We start from the raw sequence: 19433 nt of genomic DNA, 5'->3' as shown, positions 1-19433 counted from the left end.
ATGAAGAAGCTTTTTAGTGCGGTGCTTGCCCTGGTCCTTGCCTGCAGTCTGCTCACAGGCTGTACGGTGGAAACCCAGGAGGAGAAAGTGGACAGCGGCAGCAACCAGTATTATTTATATTATGTAAACAAAGACGAGACCAAGGTGGTAAAAGAACGGTATCAGCCGGAGCAGGAGAGCGCAGAGTTTATGCTGCAGGATTTTACCGGTATTCTGAATGCCCAGGAAGGAAGCGGAGATAATCTGGCGCTTCTGCCTTCTGGAGTACAGCTTGTCACATACCGTTTGAATGAGTCTCTTCTGGAACTGGAATTTAACAGTGATTACAGTGAAATGTCAAGAGCCAGGGAGATTCTGGTGCGCGCCGGAGTAGCGCGGACATTTCTGCAGATTCCGGGCGTTACCGGAATCAAGATCTTTATTGAAAGTGAAGAACTGAAGGATTCCAAAGGACAGGCTGTGGGCGTGATCGACGGCAATACTTTTGTGGAGATGTGGGGGTCAGATAAGGATGCTTACCGCTATGACACCTTTACCCTGTATTTTACAGATAAGACAGGGGAGCATCTGGTGGCAGAGCAGCGAAATGTGTACTACAAGCGCATTCTTCCCCGTGAGCGCGTCATCCTGGAGCAGCTTGCCAAGGGACCGATGGTGAAGGGACACTATCCGACCATTCCACAGGAAACAGAGATTCTGGGCGTAGAAGTATCTGACGATGTTTGCTACGTGGATTTCAGTTCTGCCTTTTCTGATTCAGGGATTGATATTCCTGTAAATACTATGATCTATTCTGTGGTAAATTCTCTTCTGGATACTGCATCTGCAGATAAGGTGCAGATTTCTGTTGAAGGAGATACGGAAGCCACACTTAGTGACGGAACATCTTTATATAGTCTTTTTAGCAAAAACACAGATTTGGTCCTTAAAGAGGATCAAAGTGAGTGAAAGCCAGGAAAGGAGCGTGTTTGATGACGCGAAGACCGCTATGTATGCTGTGTCTGATCCTGATGCTTTCCATGTGTGCTACAGACTGGGCGGGGATTCCTCTTATACGGGGGAATCCTCTTCCGGAAAATGCGGCTTCCTGGATCGAGGAGCATCCCCAGGCAACCCTATGTGGAGAAGTGATACAGACCACAGAAAATGAATTTTCACAATCTGTTTATCTAAGCAATGCCTATCTGATTTATCAATCACAAAAATTATCCATTGAAAATGTAAAAGTGTTTTTAAAACAAAGAGAAGAAGTTCCAGCCGGGACTGTTATTTTGGTATCCGGAAAGCTGAAAAGAGTGGAAGAAAAGCGAAATCCAGGGGAATTCGACAGCCAGCAGTATTATGCCAGCCAGCATATTTATTATTTGCTAAACAATGCCGAAATAATAGAAAAATCAGAAAATTATTCGGCATACAGGCAGGGAATAAGTCAGCTTCGGGAGTACCTGGCAGGAGTCCTTGGGAAAATTGCTGGAAAAGAAGCCGGTATTTTTCAGGCAATCGTGCTTGGGGATAAAACCAGTCTGGACAAAGAAGTGAAGCTTCGCTATCAGATGGCTGGCATTGTGCATATTCTTGCCATTTCCGGACTGCACATCAGTGTGATCGGAACCGGGCTGTATCAGCTTCTTATGAAAACCGGGCTGGGAATCTGGGGGTCTGGTTTCCTGGCACTGCTTTTTATGCTGCAGTATGGCGTGATGACTGGGGGAAGTGTATCTACTATGCGTGCGGTCTGTATGTTTCTCATCTCAACAGGGGCAAAAATAACAGGCCGTATTTATGATCTTCCTACAGCACTAGCTGTTTCCGCAATGATGATTCTGGGAGAATCTGGGGCTTATTTGTACAACAGCGGATTTCTTTTATCCTTTAGTGCAGTGGCAGGAGCTGGAATTGTGGTTCCTGCGTTTACCAGGACTCTGGAAAAAGGAAAGGAGGGCAGAACCGGGAAGTTATGTACGGCGCTGGCTGCATCTGCCGCCATACAGCTGACTATGCTGCCTGTTTCCCTGTACTTCTTTGGAGAAATTTCTCTTATTGGAATTTTTCTTAATCTGATCGTACTTCCCACTGTTGGAGTGGTACTGGGAAGCGGTGTGCTGGGAATGACTCTTGGCTGTGTAAATTTGAAGATTGGAAGCCTGATGATTTTTCCGGGAAAGATTCTGGCAGTATTTTACGAGAAATTGTGTATGCTGGCTGGAAATCTGCCCTTTGGAACATGGATCGCCGGACAGCCGGAAATCTGGCAGATCGTTGCTTACTATGCGGTTCTTGCCAGTGCGGTATTGCTGCTTACGTATAGAAAGAAAAAAAGCAGTACATCAGATAAGGAAAAGGACAAGGTGCAGGAGAAAAATATAGCTGGAAATTTGAGAGTGCGTAAATATCTGTCACTGTTTCTGATCTGTACCGCATTGTTTCTGATCTCCTGGAGAAAAACGGAGTCGTTTTCCATCACCTGTCTGGATGTGGGGCAGGGAGATGGAATTGTGGTGAGAACGCCAGAGGGCAACTGTTTCCTTGTAGATGGCGGAAGCACAAACAAATCCGGAACCGGGCAGTATCAGATTCTCCCTTATCTGAAAAATCAGGGGATTTCCAGAGTAGACGGAATTCTGGTATCACACACAGATAAGGATCACATCAGCGGAGTAGAAGAAATTCTGGAACTGACAGCGCAAAAACTGAATTCTGTTGAAATTGGCTGCCTTTATCTGCCCAATTGGAAAACACCGCCAGAAGAATGGGAAAAGCTGTCACAGCTTGCGAAGGAAGCGGGAATTTCAGTAAAACAAGTCAAAGAAGGTGACTGTCTGAAAGCCGGAAAACTGGAAATGCAGATAGTCGCCCCTTTGGAAAATGCATCTGGAATAAATGTAAATGAGGATGGAATGGTACTGCAGGTAAAGTATGGAGAGTTTACCGGATTACTGACTGGTGATATCGGAGAAGAGACGGAACAGAAACTTCTGGAAATGGGGGACCTTGAGGATGTGGATTTTCTGAAGGTAGGACATCATGGCTCCCATTATTCTACCAGCCAGCAATTTCTTGACAAAATTAAGCCAGAGTATGCCATTATTTCCTGCTCTTCTACCAATACCTACGGTCATCCTGCCCCGGAAATTGTGGAAAGGCTGGAAAAAGCTGGCTGCAAGGTGAGATTTACCATGAAAAGCGGTGCAGTGACGGTTTCCTGGCAGAAGGGGAAAATTCGGCTGAAAGGATATCTGGGAAATTATATTTAATTATGCTTTAATAAAAAGAAATTTTGTGGTATGGTTTAATGGAACGTCAGGCATAGCCAGGGACTGTGCTGACAGAAAAATCCCGGAATGACAGGAGCGTATATTTTGAAGAATATCCAGGAAGACATTAAATCAGGAAATTTTAAAAGTGCATATTTGCTGTGCGGCGAGGAAGCATATCTGAAGGTGCAGTATAAAAATAAACTGCTGAAAGCGTTGAATCCAGATGACGATACCATGAATTTCAACCATTACGAAGGCCGGAACATCGATGTGAAGGAGCTGATCGACCTTTGTGAGACCATGCCTTTTTTTGCTGACCGCAGAGTGGTTCTGCTGGAAGATACCGGATTTTTCAAAAACAAATGTGATGAACTGGCGGATTACATGAAAGAGCTTCCAGACTATCTCTGCCTTGTTTTTGTGGAAGATGAAGTAGATAAGCGAAGCAAAATGTACAAGGCTGTAAAATCCTGCGGCAGGATCGGGGAATTTGCCCGTCAGGATGAGAAAACACTGATGCAGTGGGCAGCTGGCATTTTGAAAAGAGAGGGGAAAAATATTACCCAGCGCGACATGGAACTTCTTCTGACTATGACAGGAATTGATATGGGAAACCTGAGAATGGAGCTGGAGAAGCTGATCACTTACACCGGAGACCGGAATGTAGTCACAAGGGCAGACATCCAAGAGGTCTGCACCACTCAGACCCAGAATAAGATTTTTGACATGGTACGTGCTGTTACGGAGAAAAACCAGAAGCGTGCCTTAGATCTGTATTATGATCTTCTGACATTGAAAGAGCCGCCTATGCGAATCCTGTTTCTTCTGGCAAAGCAGTTTCGGCAGCTTTTGCTGGTGAAAGAATATACAGAGGAAGGCGTGGCACAGCCGGAGATGGCGTCCAGGCTTGGAGTGCCTTCTTTTGTAGTGCGAAATATTGCTTCCTGCGCAAGATCCTACCGGATCAGTGAACTGCGCCAGGCAGTGACAGATTTTGTGGACGCGGAAGAAGCGGTGAAAACAGGAAGGCTCCAGGATGTACTTAGCGTGGAACTGCTGATTGTAAAATACAGTTCTGCGAGAAGGTAAAGTGAGATAGAAAATTTGGAAAAGCATAGAAAAAAGGCAGTCGATGACGGTTCGACTGCCTTAATTTTCACTTATAAGCTTATAACTAAAAATTCAGATATCTATTAGCCAATGCTGTTAACGGCTTTGGATAAACGGGAAACTTTTCTAGCGCAGTTATTTTTGTGATAAACACCTTTGGAAGTTGCTTTGCTGATTGTAGAGATAGCCTCTTTTAATGCAACCTCTGCTGCTGCCTTATCGTTGTTAGCTACTGCCTCGTCAACCTTTCTCATGGAAGTCTTAACAGCAGAACGGATGGATTTGTTTCTCGCAGCTTTTGTTCTGTTAACTAAAATTCTCTTTTTTGCAGATTTGATGTTAGCCAATTCGTACACCTCCAATTCATGTGTAAATGTAAAATGTGCGTTGCACAGGAACAGACACGGGCGTTCCTATGAACATGCTTATATAGTTTATAATAATTGCGGAAGATTGTCAATACATATTTTAACAAAAAGTGGAGAGATTATATAGAAACGAAAGAAATAAATTGCTGGATGAAAAACGAAAACAGAACTACCGGAGGAAGGGAATATGCTGGGGAGCTACAAAATCAGGACAGATCTTGCAGTAGAGGCAAGAGAGCGCTTTACAGAAGAAAATGTGGAGGTGCGTGGTGTTGAGGTACGGGAAGAATATAATGAAGAAAAGGAAATCAGAACAACGGTTGTAAAGATTACCACAGAAAATGGCGCCCGTTCCATGGGAAGGCCTCAGGGCACTTACATCACGATCGAGTCAGAAGGACTTTCTGCGCCGGACGAAGATTATCACAGAGAGGTATCGGAGGAGCTGTCCAGGCATCTGCGCCAGCTGATCGGACTGGAGAAAGAGAAATCTGTGCTGGTTGTAGGGCTTGGAAACCAGGCGATTACAGCGGACTCTCTGGGGCCTGAGGTTGTGGGAAATTTGCGCATGACCCGCCATCTTATACGGGAATATGGCCTGAAGAGTACCAGCGAGGAAGCACTTCACGCAATCAGCGGTATCGTTCCCGGTGTGATGGCCCAGACGGGAATGGAAACTTCTGAAATTATAGAAGGCGTAGTAGAAATCACAAAGCCGGATGTGGTGATCGCGGTGGATGCTCTGGCGGCGAGAAGTACCAGAAGGCTGAACCGGACTATTCAGATCACAGATACAGGAATTACGCCAGGGTCTGGTGTGGGAAATCACAGAAATGGCCTTACAGAAGAAAATTTGAAAGTAAAGGTGATTGGAATCGGAGTGCCCACTGTGGTGGATGCAGCTACCATTGTCCACGATTCCATGGCCCATCTTCTAGATGCATTGGAGGAGTCGGAGCAGAAGGAATTTCTGGAGGAAATGATTTCCCCTCACCTGCATGGCATGTTTGTGACGCCAAAGGACGTGGACGAGACCATTAAATATTTAAGCTATACCATTTCAGAAGGGCTGAATATGACTTTTGAGCCGGGAGATTGATCGGTGCATAAAAATAAGAAATGTGGAAAAGGAAAAGGAAAAGAAAAAAAGAAACATACGGGGGAAAACACCGTCATAGGATAACCTTAAAGAGGTGATTCCGTGACAAGAGTCCAGAAGGTATTCTGCGTTTTTCTTTGCCTGTGTTTTCTGGTGGTTCTGGCAGTGATGCCAGAGCCTTTTTCCCTGTGGAAAATCATAGAAAACGTGTACAGGCAGTTCCCCCTTTATTATTTTATTGAGGAAAAAACACAGGAAACCTGGCTGGAGACGGACAAGCAGACCCTGGCGCAGATTGCCAGGGAGAATGGAAAATACCTGGGGCAGCAGATGCAGAGCAAGAATAAAACAGAAGAGGATAATATAGAAGAAAAAAAGGAGGAAGAGTTAAAAACAAATCCAAAGACGGACACAAATTCCAAAGCCCTCACCGAAACCGAGACAACCGCAGCTGCGCAGCAGGCGGCCGTCCTGCCCCACCCGCTTCTGGATCTTTCCCCGGACAGGCTTGCAGACTATGATTTTCTCCTGAATAATTTCTATATTGTAGACGAAAATACAGACGCATCCGCCGCCAACCTAAACGCTGCTCAGTTTCTGGCGGAAGATTTTTCCCTGAGTCACGGCCCTCTTGAGCCCCAGATTCTGATTTATCACAGCCATTCCCAAGAGACCTTTGCAGATTCCAGGGAAGGGGAGGAAAGCGACACCATTGTTGGCGTGGGCGATTATCTTACCAGCCTTCTCACAGAAAAATACGGCTACCAGGTCATGCACATAAAAGAAGCTTTTGACATGATGAGCGGGGAACTGGACAGAAACAAGGCCTACGATTACGCCTGTGATTATGTGGAAAAAGTGCTTGAGGAAAATCCTTCCGTGGAGGTAGTGATTGATCTTCACAGGGACGGCGTAGACGAGGACCGAAGGCTTGTCACGGAAATCAACGGGAAAACCACAGCCCAGATTCTATTTTACAATGGCCTGAGCTACACCAATACCCAGGGCCAGGTGGATTATCTGCCCAATCCTTACATACCCGACAATCTTGCTTTTTCTTTTCAGCTGGAATACCAGGCGGCTCTGTACTACCCTGATTTTTACCGGGGAATTTACCTGGCTGGACTGCGCTATAACCTTCATCTTCGGAAGCGGTCCCTCCTTCTGGAAGCTGGTGCTCAGACCAATACGGTGCAGGAGGTGAAAAATGCCATGGAGCCTTTTGCAGATATCCTGAACAGAGTATTAAAAGGAAGTGACAAACAGAATTAATCTGTGCTATAATCTCTTGATAGGATAAAAGAGTATAGCATAACCAGAGGAGGAATGTCTGGAATGACAGACCAGAGTAAAATTCGAAATTTTTGTATTATTGCACATATTGATCATGGTAAATCCACACTGGCAGACAGAATTATAGAGATGACAGGTCTTCTTACAGAGAGAGAAATGCAGTCCCAGGTTCTGGATAATATGGAGCTGGAGCGTGAGCGCGGAATCACCATCAAATCCCAGGCGGTCCGCACGGTTTATCATGGAAAAGACGGACAGGAGTATATTTTCAACCTGATCGATACCCCAGGCCATGTAGACTTTAACTATGAGGTTTCCCGAAGCCTGGCGGCATGTGACGGTGCGATTCTTGTTGTAGATGCTGCCCAGGGTATTGAGGCCCAGACACTGGCCAACGTATACATGGCATTGGATCATGACCTTGAGGTCATTCCGGTAATCAATAAGGTAGACCTTCCAAGTGCAGAGCCGGAGCGTGTGATTAACGAGATCGAGGATGTGATCGGCCTGGAGGCACAGGACGCCCCTCAGATCTCTGCGAAAACAGGACTGAATGTAGATCAGGTGCTGGAGCAGGTTGTTGCCAAGATTCCTGCACCAGTGGGAGATGTGAATGCACCGCTGAAGGCGCTGATTTTTGATTCCATTTATGATTCTTATAAGGGAGCCATTGTTTTCTGCCGTATGGTAGATGGAAAGGTTCGCAAAGGCACTACCATCCGCATGATGGCTACCGGATTTGTGGCAGAGGTTGTGGAAGTTGGATATTTCGGAGCCGGACAGTTTATTCCATGTGAGGAACTGACCGCTGGAATGGTTGGATATATTACGGCCAGCATTAAGAATGTAAGAGATACCCGTGTAGGTGATACCATTACCGATAACAATCGCCCATGCGAGGAAGCTTTGCCAGGATACAAGAAGGTAAATCCTATGGTTTACTGCGGCCTTTACCCGGCAGATGGTTCCAAGTACGGGGATCTTCGGGATGCACTGGAGAAGCTGCAGCTCAACGATGCTTCCCTTTTCTATGAGCCGGAGACATCTGTAGCCCTTGGATTTGGTTTCCGCTGCGGATTCCTTGGACTTCTCCATCTGGAGATCATCCAGGAGCGTCTGGAGCGAGAGTATGACCTGGATCTTGTCACCACAGCGCCCAGCGTTATTTACAAGGTTCACAAAACAAACGGAGAAGTCATTGACCTGACCAATCCTACCAATCTTCCGGATCCTTCTGAAATCGAGTATATGGAAGAGCCAATTGTCAATGCAGAGATCATGGTTACCACAGAGTTTATCGGTGCGATCATGGATCTTTGCCAGGAACGCCGCGGACAGTACCTTGGCATGGAATATATGGAAGAAACCCGTGCCCTTCTGAAATACAAGCTTCCGCTTAATGAGATCATTTACGATTTCTTTGATGCCCTGAAGTCCCGCTCCAGAGGATATGCGTCCCTGGATTATGAGCTTTGCGGCTATGAGAGAAGTGAGCTTGTGAAGCTGGATATTCTTGTAAATAAGGAAGAAGTGGATGCCCTTTCCTTTATTGTCCATGCAGATACTTCCTATGAAAGAGGCCGTAAGATGTGCGAGAAGCTGAAGGATGAGATTCCCCGCCAGCTGTTCGAGATTCCGATCCAGGCAGCTGTTGGAAGCAAGATCATTGCCAGAGAGACCGTTAAGGCCATGCGCAAGGATGTTCTTGCAAAATGCTATGGCGGTGATATTTCCCGTAAGAAGAAGCTTCTGGAGAAACAGAAGGAAGGCAAGAAGAGAATGCGTCAGGTGGGAAATGTAGAGATTCCACAGAAAGCATTTATGAGTGTACTGAAGCTGGATGAGAATTAAGGCGGAGGAAGCAGATGAAAGTAAAATTACATGTTCTGATCAGAAGAATCAAAAGAAGTTTCAGAAATGACCGGGAACAGTGGATCAAAGGAGGAATCCTTGCAGCTATCCTTCTGGTGATCGTGATTTTTGCAGGAAGCTGTGCATGCGGCAAAAAGAAGGTGAAGGAGCCGGATGCAGCGTCCCAGGGAGTAATGAAGATCACCCCGATTCCAAGCCCTACTCCTACTGTGGCACCTCGTCAGGTAAATAAGGACGCAGTTGCACAGAGCGGCAGTGTGACTATGGTGAATGAATATCTGGTGCAGAAGGAAGAGCAGAGCGCTTCCGGAACCAGCACCTCAGATCAGCAGAAGGCTTCTTCTGAGAGTGTAGCTGATGGCGGGGAGGACACATCTTCCCAGGATACCAGTGCGGATACAGTGGAAGATTCTTCAGAGAACGAATAAGAAAATGACGCGTTTTTTCTATAAAAATGCAGACTCATTTTCAGGAGGAAAATCAGGATGGGAAAAAAGAAGGACAGTCTGGAACTGTATTTTCATATCCCGTTTTGCATAAAGAAATGTGATTATTGTGACTTCCTGTCAGGTCCTGCTACCAGGGCCGGGCAGGAAGCTTATATTTATGCACTTTTACGGGAAATGAAGGCTGTTTCAGCCATAGAAAAGCGTACGGTGGATACCGTTTTTATCGGCGGAGGGACACCTTCTGTGCCGGAGTGTGGCATTATGGAAAAACTTTTGCAGGGAATTGGGAAAAATTTTCAGCTGGCAGCAGATGCGGAGGTTACTATTGAGGCGAATCCGGGAACTCTGACGCCGGAGAAGCTTGCGCTTTACCGCAGATATGGGATTAATCGGATCAGCATTGGCCTGCAGTCTCCCGAAAACCAGGAACTGCGCGCACTTGGCAGGATCCATAATTATCAACAGTTTCTGGAAAGCTATCACATGGCACGGGAGGCGGGTTTTTCTAATATTAATATAGATCTGATGTTTGCAATCCCGGGACAGAGCTATGAAGGCTGGATCCAGAATCTTCGCACAGTGGCCAAGCTTGGCCCGGAGCATATTTCCGCGTACAGCCTGATCATTGAGGAGGGAACACCTTTTTCCGCAAGAAAGCTGGATCTGCCGGATGAAGATACAGAATACCGGATGTACGAGGATGTGGCAGCGGTTCTTGGCAAATATGGGTACTATCAGTATGAGATTTCCAATTATGCAAAAAAAGACAGAAACTGCAGGCATAACGAAGGGTACTGGCAGCGAAAGGACTATCTGGGCTTGGGACTTGGAGCCGCATCTTTGGTTGGCAGGGAGCGGTTTACCAATACATCTGATATGTCAGAATACCTGGAAAACAGCGGAAATCTGGAAAAAATACGAACAGACAGAGAGACTCTTACCAGGGAAGATGAGATGGGCGAGTTCATGTTTCTTGGACTTCGCATGACAAAAGGCGTATCAAAAAAAGATTTTCAGGAATATTTCGGAACTTCCATAGAGAAGATATATGGAGAAGTGTTGGAGAAATATAAAAAACAGGGACTGCTTCTGGAGGAGGACGGAAGAATCTGTTTATCCAGAGCTGGGATTCATGTAAGCAATGCAGTTATGGCGGATTTTCTCCTTTGAAAAAGAGATAAGAACCACTTGACGAACACATGTTCACATGATATCCTTGAGGAAATGATGCAAACTCAATAAGAAGCCGGAAGAAGTTTCGGAATTATGTGAAATACAAGGTGATGATAGCCGCAGCTGGCGGTTTGGAAATGGAGGAACAGATGGCAGCAGAGAATAAGAAACAGTTTATCAGAATCAGAGGAGCTAATGAGAACAATCTGAAGAATCTCAGCGTGGATATTCCAAGGGATAAGTTTGTGGTTCTTACCGGCCTGAGCGGTTCCGGCAAGTCTTCCCTTGCCTTTGATACTATATATGCAGAGGGGCAGAGACGTTATATGGAATCTTTGTCCTCCTATGCCAGACAGTTCCTGGGTCAGATGGAGAAGCCAGATGTGGAGAGCATTGAGGGGCTTCCTCCTGCGATTTCCATTGATCAGAAGTCCACGAACCGCAACCCAAGGTCTACAGTGGGAACTGTGACAGAGATTTATGACTATTTCCGTCTTTTATATGCCCGCGTGGGAATTCCACACTGCCCGAAGTGCGGGAAGGTAATTGCCAAGCAGACGGTAGACCAGATGGTGGATCAGATTATGGAGCTGCCGGAGCGCACCAAGATCCAGCTTCTTGCCCCGGTAGTCCGCGGACGCAAGGGAACCCATGCCAAGCTTCTGGATCAGGCTAGACGCAGCGGCTATGTAAGGGCAGAGATTGATGGGAATGTGTATGAGCTTTCCGAGGAGATCACTCTGGATAAGAATATTAAGCACAACATTGCCATTATTGTAGACCGTCTGATTGTGAAGCCGGGAATCGAGAAGCGACTTACCGATTCTCTTGAGACCGTGCTGAATCTGGCAGATGGACTGGCAGTTGTGGATACCATGGATGGGAATTATATGAATTTCAGCCAGAGCTTTTCCTGCCCGGACTGCGGAATCAGCATTGATGAAATTGAGCCGAGAAGTTTTTCCTTTAACAATCCTTTTGGTGCATGCCCACAGTGTCTGGGACTTGGATATAAGATGGAATTTGATCCGGATCTGATGATTCCAGATAAGTCCCTGAGTATTGCACAGGGAGCTATCACCGTAATGGGATGGCAGTCCTGTACGGATAAGAGCAGCTTTACCAACGCAATTCTGAATGCACTGTGCCGGGAGTATGGATTTGATCTGGATACGCCATTTCAGGACTATCCTAAAAAGATACAGGATATTCTTCTGTACGGTACAGGCGGACATTCTGTGAAGGTTTATTATAAGGGCCAGCGTGGAGAGGGCGTTTATGATGTGGCCTTTCCAGGCCTGATCCGCAATGTGGAGCAGCGCTACAAGGAGACTGGTTCTGAATCCATGAAGCAGGAGTATGAGAGCTTTATGCAGATCACTCCATGTACTGCCTGCAAGGGACAGCGACTGAAGAAGGAATCCCTGGCGGTTACTGTTGCGGATAAGAACATTTATGAAGTGACCAATATGTCCATTGATAAGCTGAAGGTGTTTTTGCAGAAGATGGAGCTGTCACCTCAGCAGCTGCTGATCGGCAAACAGATTTTGAAGGAAATCCGGGCGAGAGTGGGATTCCTGGCAGATGTAGGACTGGAATATCTTTCCCTGGCACGGGCGACAGGAACCTTGTCAGGCGGTGAGGCTCAGAGAATCCGTCTGGCAACCCAGATTGGTTCCGGACTGGTGGGCGTTGCTTATATTCTGGACGAGCCAAGCATCGGACTGCATCAGAGAGACAATGACAAGCTTCTGGGAGCGCTGATGCATCTGCGTGATCTGGGCAACAGCCTGATCGTGGTGGAGCATGATGAAGATACCATGCGTGCAGCAGACTGTATTGTGGATATTGGACCGGGAGCTGGTGAGCACGGCGGACAGCTGGTAGGAATGGGAACTGCCGAGGAGCTGATGAAGAATCCGGACTCCATTACAGGTGCTTATCTCAGCGGCAGGCTGAAAATCCCGGTACCGGAAGTGCGTAAGGAACCCACTGGATTTCTTACCATCAAGGGTGCAGCAGAGAATAACCTGAAGCATATTGATGTAGATATTCCGTTGGGAATCATGACCTGCATTACAGGTGTTTCCGGTTCCGGCAAGAGTTCTTTGATTAATGAAATCCTCTATAAGCATCTGGCAAAAGAACTGAATAGAGCCAGAGTAATACCGGGCAAGCATGATGCTATTCTGGGAATTGATCAGCTGGACAAGGTAATTGCCATTGACCAGTCTCCTATCGGACGTACGCCCAGATCCAATCCTGCCACCTACACAGGAGTCTTTGATCAGATCCGTGACCTGTTTGCTGCCACTGCTGATGCCAAGGCCAAGGGCTATAAGAAAGGCCGCTTCAGCTTTAATGTGAAGGGCGGCAGATGTGAGGCCTGCAGCGGTGATGGAATCATCAAGATTGAGATGCACTTCCTGCCGGACGTATACGTACCCTGCGAGGTGTGCAAGGGCAAGCGGTACAACCGTGAGACGCTGGAGGTGAAATATAAGGACAAGAGCATTTATGATGTGCTGAACATGACAGTGGAGGAGGCCATGACCTTCTTTGAGAATGTTCCGTCCATCAGAAGAAAGATTGAGACACTGTATGATGTGGGACTTTCTTATATCCGTCTGGGACAGCCATCTACTACTCTGTCAGGAGGGGAGGCACAGCGTATTAAGCTGGCGACTGAGTTGAGCAGGCGCAGTACAGGTAAAACCATTTATATTCTGGATGAGCCGACTACCGGACTTCACTTTGCAGATGTGCAGAAGCTGGTGGAGATTCTCCGCAGACTGTCAGATGGCGGTAATACTGTAGTTGTGATTGAGCATAACCTGGATGTCATTAAGACGGCAGATTACATTATTGATATCGGTCCGGAAGGCGGTGACGGCGGCGGAACCGTTGTTGCCAAGGGTACTCCTGAGGAGGTTGCGAAGAACCCGGCATCCCATACTGGACGCTATGTAGCAAAATATCTCAAATAATCCTCTTTCCAATTGGGACATTTTTGTTTATAATGGTACGAAGAAAGATATCAGAATGAATTGTTGTCAATGGAGTAAAGAAAGGGGAATTCAATGCCTGCCAGTGATATTGGAATTGACCTGGGAACCAGGAACAGTCAGGTATATTCCACTGGACGGGGACTGGTACTCAGCGAGCCGTCCGTAGTGGTTTATGATAAAAATACAGAGAAAATAAAAGCAATCGGCGAAGAAGCCAGACAGATGAGCGGCCATTTATCTTCCAACTTGGAAGTGATTCGTCCCATCCGCCAGGGTGTGATCGTGGATTACACCGTTATGGAGAAAATGCTGAAATACTTTATTTCCAGGGCTATGGGAAGACATGCTTTCCGCAAGCCCAGAATCAGCATCTGCATCCCCAGCGGAACTACAGAAATCGAGAAGAAGGCGGTGGAGGAAGCAACCTATCAGGCTGGAGCAAGGGAGGTATTCCTTGTGGAAGAGCCCATTGCAGCTGCCATCGGTGCCGGAGTGGATGTGACCAAGCCATTTGGAAATCTCATTGTGGATATTGGAGGCGGAACTACGGATGTGGCGGTAATCTCCATGGCAGGACTGGTTGTATCTGCATCTGTGAAGGTTGCCGGGGATAATTTTGACCAGGCAATCATGAGCTATGTGAGAAAGAATCACAGCCTTTATATCGGCGAGGATGCTGCCGAGAACATCAAGATAAAAATCGGAACCGCAAGCCAGGAGGCTTCACCGCGGACACTGGAAGTAAAGGGAAGAAACGTGATCACAGGACTTCCCAAGGTGGTCACTTTAACTTCCGAGGAAATCCGCATTGCCTTGAAGGACGCTACCAATCAGATCGTAGAGACGGTACATGGAGTTCTGGAGAAAACGCCTCCGGAGCTGGCTGCAGATATTGTAGACCGGGGAATTGTGCTGACCGGAGGCGGAGCGATGCTTCACGGAATGGATACTCTGATTGAGCAGAAGACTGGAGTAAGCACACTTACCGTGCAGGATGCCATGTCCGCTGTTGTGGTGGGAACCGGCAAATATGCCGAAGTACTTACCAGAATGGAAGAGTAATGGCAGGGACTGTATTTGCGGAGATTATAATGGATTATTCAGGAGAAGGGTACTGCTTATGCAGTACCCTTTGTGAACAGGAGGGATTCTGTCTGATGGGAATACCAGAAGGGATGACTTTTGGATATGTACTGGCAGCAGGAGAATAAGGGATGAGTGAGAAAATTACAGGATATATTGATCATGTGGTATTCCGAAATGAAGAAAACGGCTACACAGTTATGGTACTTAAAACCTCAGATTCCGAGGAAGAAGTCACCTGCGTGGGAACCTTTCCGGATATTACCCAGGGGGTAACCATTGAAGCAGAGGGACAGTTTTCCCAGCATCATGTGTACGGCAGGCAGTTTGTGATCCATTCCTATGCGGAGAAAGCACCGGAGGATACCCAGGCAATGGAACGTTATCTTGGTTCCGGAGCGATTAAGGGAGTGGGAGTTGCACTGGCTGCGAGAATCGTCCGGTATTTCGGCGAGGACACCCTGCGAATCGTGGAAGAAGAGCCGGAAAGACTGGCAGAGGTGAAGGGGATCAGTGAAAAGAAGGCCAGGGAAATCGCTGCTCAGGTTACCGAGAAGGCGGATATGCGAAAAGCGATGATGTTCCTGCAGAAATATGGGATTTCCCTGAATCTTGGAGCCAAGATCTATCAGAAATATGGCCAGTCCGTGTATGGAGTCCTTCAGGAAAATCCATATCGTCTTGCTGATGATATTTCCGGTGTAGGCTTCAAAATAGCAGATGCCATTGCATCCCGTATTGGGATTCACGCAGATTCAGATTACAGGATCCGCAGCGGCATGATGTATACTCTTATCCAGGCTTCCGGGGAAGGCCATGTCTATCTTCCCAAGGAAGAGCTGTTCGCAAGGGCATCCCAGCTGCTGCGTGTAGATGTTTCTTATATGGAGAAGCATCTCATGGATATGGCTCTTGACAGGAAGCTGGTACTGAAGGAGAAAGACGGCATCGTGCTTGTTTATCCAAGTCAGTATTATCATTTGGAGCTGAATACTGCCAGAATGCTGACGGAGCTGAATATCCGTTATCCTCAGGATGAACAGATGATGGAGAGACGGATCGCTCAGATTGAGAAAGAAACAGGTACCGTGCTTGAAGAAATGCAGAAGAAAGCTGTGATAGAAGCTGCGGGAAACGGACTGTTTGTGCTCACAGGAGGACCTGGTACCGGTAAAACAACCACCATCAATGCCATTATCCGTTTTTTTGAAGGAGAAGGGGCGACGCTTCGGCTGGCAGCGCCAACGGGACGTGCGGCGAAGCGCATGACAGAGGCTACTGGATATGAGGCGCAGACCATACACCGCCTGCTTGAGCTGAATGGAGTTCCTGATGATGACAACCGGGAGTCCCAGGGCATTCATTTTGACAGAAATGCGGAGAATCCGTTAGATACGGATGTGATCATCATTGATGAGATGTCTATGGTGGATATTTTTCTCATGCATTCCCTGCTTCTTGCTGTGACAGCCGGAACCAGGATCATACTGGTAGGCGATGAGAACCAGCTGCCAAGCGTGGGACCTGGAAATGTGCTGCGCGATATCATACAAAGCGGAGTTTTTCCAGTGGTAGAGCTGAAGAAGATTTTCCGACAGGCTTCTCACAGTGATATTGTGGTGAACGCCCACAAAATCCACAATGGACAGCAGATTTCTCTGGATAATAAAAGCCGGGATTTTTTCTTTTTAAAGAGATACGATGCGGACATTATTATCCGGGTGGTTATCGCACTGATTCAGGAGAAGCTTCCGCGATATGTGGATGCAAAGCCTTTTGAAATCCAGGTTCTGACGCCTATGAGAAAGGGACTTCTTGGAGTGGAAAGGCTGAACCAGATTTTGCAGATGTATCTGAATCCGGCTGGCCCTGACAAAAAAGAAAAAGAGATCGGCGAACGGCTTTTCCGGGAAGGGGATAAGGTCATGCAGATCCGGAACAACTATCAGATGGAATGGGAAGTCCGTGGAAAATACGGAATTCCGGTAGAGGAAGGCGTAGGCGTGTTCAATGGAGATACAGGAATTCTGAAGGAAATTAATGAATTTGCAGAGACTGCCACTGTGGAGTTCGAGGATGGCCGTTTCGCAGATTATTCCTTTAAACAGCTGGAAGAACTGGAGCTTGCATATGCCATAACCATACATAAATCCCAGGGGTCGGAGTACCCGGCAGTAATCCTGCCCCTTCTTTCCGGCCCGAAGATGCTGATGAACCGCAACCTTCTGTATACAGGAGTGACGCGGGCAAGGAAATGCGTAACTGTAGTTGGAAGTGAGGAAACCTTTGGGGAGATGATCCGCAATGAGAAGCAGCAAAAACGTTACAGCTCTCTTGGAACAAGGATACGGGAGCTTTCTGAACCTGCTGTATCCCAGACGGTGTCCCCTGTGTCACAGGATTCTTAAGGACAGCCATGCACTGATCTGTCCGGAGTGTGCAGGAGACCTGAGACCCATCCAGGGAGCAAGATGCTACAAATGCGGAAAACCGGTGAGTGAAGAGGAAGAATACTGCAGGGACTGCAAGGCCGCCCCGGGTGCTTTTGACCAGGGAAGAGGTATTTTTCTGTATGATGACCGGATGAAATACTCGATTATGAAATATAAATACTTTGGCTGCCGGGAATACAGCCGCTTTTACGGAAGAGCACTGTATCTTTATGGGAGGGATCAGCTGGCTTTGTGGAAGCCGGATGTGATCGTTCCAGTTCCGCTTCACTGGAGGAAGCTGCGCAAAAGAGGGTTTAACCAGGCAGAACTGCTTGCAGAGGAGCTGGCCAAAAGTGCGGGAATTCCGGTGGATGTTTCGCTTCTGAAGAAGAGCAGGGCGACCAGGTCCCAGAAGAAGCTGGATGCGGCAGGACGCAAGAAGAATCTGAAGAAAGCTTTCCAGGTTGTGGGAAATCCATCGGGAATGCGTATTTTGCTGATTGATGATGTGTATACTACTGGAAGTACCATGGATGTGCTTGCACATGCTCTTCTGGAAAAGGGTGCATCCCATGTATTTTTCCTGACGGTATGTATTGGAAGCAACAGGTAAAAAAACACTTTTCATGCCATGGGATATATGATACAATCATCCTGTATGAGTATAGCTTTTCAGCTTTAAAAGAAATGCATAAGGAGCCATTTATGATAAATGAAGAAAAAGTAAAGATAATGGACCGGCTTGCTTTATATGAGAAACAGGAAGGCAGGAAATATCTTCCGGTGAGCAAGTATTACAGGAGTGATTATATCGGTCTGGCACTGATTAAGAATTTTTTCCTTGTTACAATTGGATATGGACTGATACTTGCACTGATCGCAGCATATAATCTGGAATATCTTCTGGATAATGTTCACAAGATGGATCTGGTTTCTCTTGGTGTGGTGGTCCTGGCTGGATATGTGGGGACACTGGTTGTGTATACACTGCTTACCTATATTCAGTATACCGTGAAATATCACAGAGCCAAGAAAAGCGTGAAGGAGTATTATTCTCAGCTGACTAGGCTGGAGAAGATTTACAACCGTGAAGAAAAGAAATTCGCAGGACGTGAAATGTCAGGAGGATATAGAAAATGACAGCATTACTTGAATTAAAGCAGAAAATAAAAGGAATATACGGGCAGTATGAAATGTATATCCTGCCTGTACTGAAATTTGTGCTTGCGCTGGTATATTTTTTATGGGTCAATTCCAATATGGGGTATATGTCCCAGCTGAATAACGTATTTGTCATTCTGATCCTGGCACTGATCTGTTCTATCCTGCCGTCTTCCGCTATGATGTATATTGGTTTTATACTGATCCTTGCTCACAGCTATGCGCTTGGAATTGAAGTGGCAGGCTTTATGCTGGTGATTATTCTGCTGATGCTCATTTTCTTTATGAGATTCAGCGGAGAGCAGAATATAACATTTGTGTTTACCCCGCTTTCCTTTGCATTCAGTATTCCGGCACTGCTTCCGATTGGAAGCGGACTGATGGAGAGCAGCCTGTCTGCAATTCCGGCCGGATGCGGTGTGGTAATGTATTATTTTATCCGCTTCTTAAGAGTACAGTCCGCGATTCTGTCGAATCCGGATCTTGATATGACAGACAAACTGCAGATCATGGCAGACGGTCTGGTGCAGAACTGGGGAATGTGGATCGCTGTTGTAGCTTTTGTAGCAGTGACACTGCTGGTGAACCTGATCCGTACCCGTTCTTTTGATCATGCATGGAGGATATCCATTATTACAGGCGGTGTGGCATATGTGTTTATAATGCTGGTTGGAAGTTTTGGAATGAACCTGAATGCAACCGTTGCAATGGTACCGCTGCTTGTGTGTACGGTTTTAGCAGTGCTTCTTGCACTGGTGCTGGAATTCTTCGCATTTGGCGGGGATTACAGCAGAGCTGAGAGGCTGGAATACGAGGATGATGAGTATTTCTACTATGTGAAGGCAGTGCCCAAGGCATCTGTTGCTACCTCAGAAAGAAGCATCAAGAAGATCAATGCAGAGCCGGTAAGAGAAGAGCGCAGGTCAGAAGAGTCCTCTGGCACCTATGCGAATCCGATTTTCCGTCAGGATGAAAGACCGAAGAGAAAGAAAACTGCTGTTCCAGCTGCTGAGAAAAGACCGAGACAGGCCGAGAAACCAGCTGCAAAGGATGTGGATTTTGAGAAAAAGCTTGAGGAATCCCTGAAGGATCTCTAAAAGCAGGATATTAATGAAACAATGAAGACGG

At 46.8% G+C, this 19433-nt stretch carries 15 protein-coding genes; 14 read left to right on the top strand and 1 reads right to left on the bottom strand.

Going from position 1 to position 19433, the window contains the following annotated elements; all coding sequences use genetic code 11:
* The 3 genes from OCV70_RS04725 to holA all read left to right on the top strand — a co-directional run bounded on the left by OCV70_RS04725 (position 1) and on the right by holA (position 4346).
* Entirely contained in the window at positions 1 to 948 is a 948-nt protein-coding gene (locus OCV70_RS04725; RefSeq protein ID WP_021925590.1) for a GerMN domain-containing protein, read from the top strand.
* A 23-nt stretch (positions 949 to 971) separates the two neighbouring features.
* Positions 972 to 3254: a DNA internalization-related competence protein ComEC/Rec2 gene (locus OCV70_RS04720; RefSeq protein ID WP_262579290.1), complete on the top strand. Its 2283-nt coding sequence runs from the start codon at positions 972 to 974 to the stop codon at positions 3252 to 3254.
* 105 nt (positions 3255 to 3359) lie between these two features.
* Positions 3360 to 4346: a DNA polymerase III subunit delta gene (holA, locus tag OCV70_RS04715; protein WP_021925588.1), complete on the top strand. Its 987-nt coding sequence runs from the start codon at positions 3360 to 3362 to the stop codon at positions 4344 to 4346.
* Between the two features lie 104 nt (positions 4347 to 4450).
* Here the strand turns inward: holA and rpsT are convergent, their stop codons facing one another.
* Positions 4451 to 4714, bottom strand: a complete 264-nt coding sequence (gene rpsT / locus OCV70_RS04710) for a 30S ribosomal protein S20 (RefSeq protein ID WP_330385673.1) — start codon at positions 4712 to 4714, stop codon at positions 4451 to 4453.
* 208 nt (positions 4715 to 4922) lie between these two features.
* Between rpsT and gpr the strand changes: the two genes are divergently transcribed.
* The 11 genes from gpr to OCV70_RS04655 all read left to right on the top strand — a co-directional run bounded on the left by gpr (position 4923) and on the right by OCV70_RS04655 (position 19402).
* Complete coding sequence (gpr, locus tag OCV70_RS04705) at positions 4923 to 5834, top strand: GPR endopeptidase (protein ID WP_173765173.1); 912 nt, start codon at positions 4923 to 4925, stop codon at positions 5832 to 5834.
* A gap of 102 nt (positions 5835 to 5936) precedes the next feature.
* Positions 5937 to 7106, top strand: coding sequence for a stage II sporulation protein P (locus OCV70_RS04700; RefSeq protein WP_021926280.1), 1170 nt, complete (start codon positions 5937 to 5939; stop codon positions 7104 to 7106).
* Between the two features lie 54 nt (positions 7107 to 7160).
* Complete coding sequence (gene lepA / locus OCV70_RS04695; protein ID WP_173765175.1) at positions 7161 to 8978, top strand: translation elongation factor 4; 1818 nt, start codon at positions 7161 to 7163, stop codon at positions 8976 to 8978.
* A gap of 14 nt (positions 8979 to 8992) precedes the next feature.
* Positions 8993 to 9427 (top strand): hypothetical protein, encoded by a 435-nt coding sequence (locus OCV70_RS04690; RefSeq protein ID WP_117853187.1) that lies wholly within the window; start codon positions 8993 to 8995, stop codon positions 9425 to 9427.
* A 57-nt stretch (positions 9428 to 9484) separates the two neighbouring features.
* Positions 9485 to 10618: a radical SAM family heme chaperone HemW gene (gene hemW, locus OCV70_RS04685; protein ID WP_195587126.1), complete on the top strand. Its 1134-nt coding sequence runs from the start codon at positions 9485 to 9487 to the stop codon at positions 10616 to 10618.
* Between the two features lie 152 nt (positions 10619 to 10770).
* Entirely contained in the window at positions 10771 to 13608 is a 2838-nt protein-coding gene (gene uvrA, locus OCV70_RS04680) for an excinuclease ABC subunit UvrA (protein WP_195587172.1), read from the top strand.
* A 93-nt stretch (positions 13609 to 13701) separates the two neighbouring features.
* Complete coding sequence (gene mreB, locus OCV70_RS04675) at positions 13702 to 14691, top strand: rod shape-determining protein (protein WP_021926285.1); 990 nt, start codon at positions 13702 to 13704, stop codon at positions 14689 to 14691.
* 152 nt (positions 14692 to 14843) lie between these two features.
* Complete coding sequence (gene recD2, locus OCV70_RS04670) at positions 14844 to 17120, top strand: SF1B family DNA helicase RecD2 (RefSeq protein WP_021926287.1); 2277 nt, start codon at positions 14844 to 14846, stop codon at positions 17118 to 17120.
* A complete protein-coding gene (locus OCV70_RS04665) occupies positions 17017 to 17757 on the top strand; it encodes a ComF family protein (RefSeq protein WP_117853192.1) in 741 nt (246 codons plus the stop codon). Before recD2 ends, OCV70_RS04665 begins: the two co-directional genes overlap by 104 nt.
* A 92-nt stretch (positions 17758 to 17849) precedes the next feature.
* Positions 17850 to 18284, top strand: a complete 435-nt coding sequence (locus tag OCV70_RS04660; protein ID WP_021926289.1) for a hypothetical protein — start codon at positions 17850 to 17852, stop codon at positions 18282 to 18284.
* The gene (locus OCV70_RS04655; RefSeq protein WP_021926290.1) at positions 18281 to 19402 is read left to right on the top strand and encodes a hypothetical protein; all 1122 of its coding nucleotides are present in this window, start codon (positions 18281 to 18283) and stop codon (positions 19400 to 19402) included. The genes OCV70_RS04660 and OCV70_RS04655 overlap by 4 nt, the downstream gene beginning before the upstream one ends.
* Positions 19403 to 19433: the final 31 nt, after the last annotated feature.

The organism is Blautia acetigignens, from assembly GCF_025566865.1.
Lineage (GTDB): Bacteria > Bacillota > Clostridia > Lachnospirales > Lachnospiraceae > Blautia_A > Blautia_A acetigignens.
Note: the sequence above shows the minus strand (reverse complement) of the source record. Positions and strands in the feature narration are given on the sequence as shown.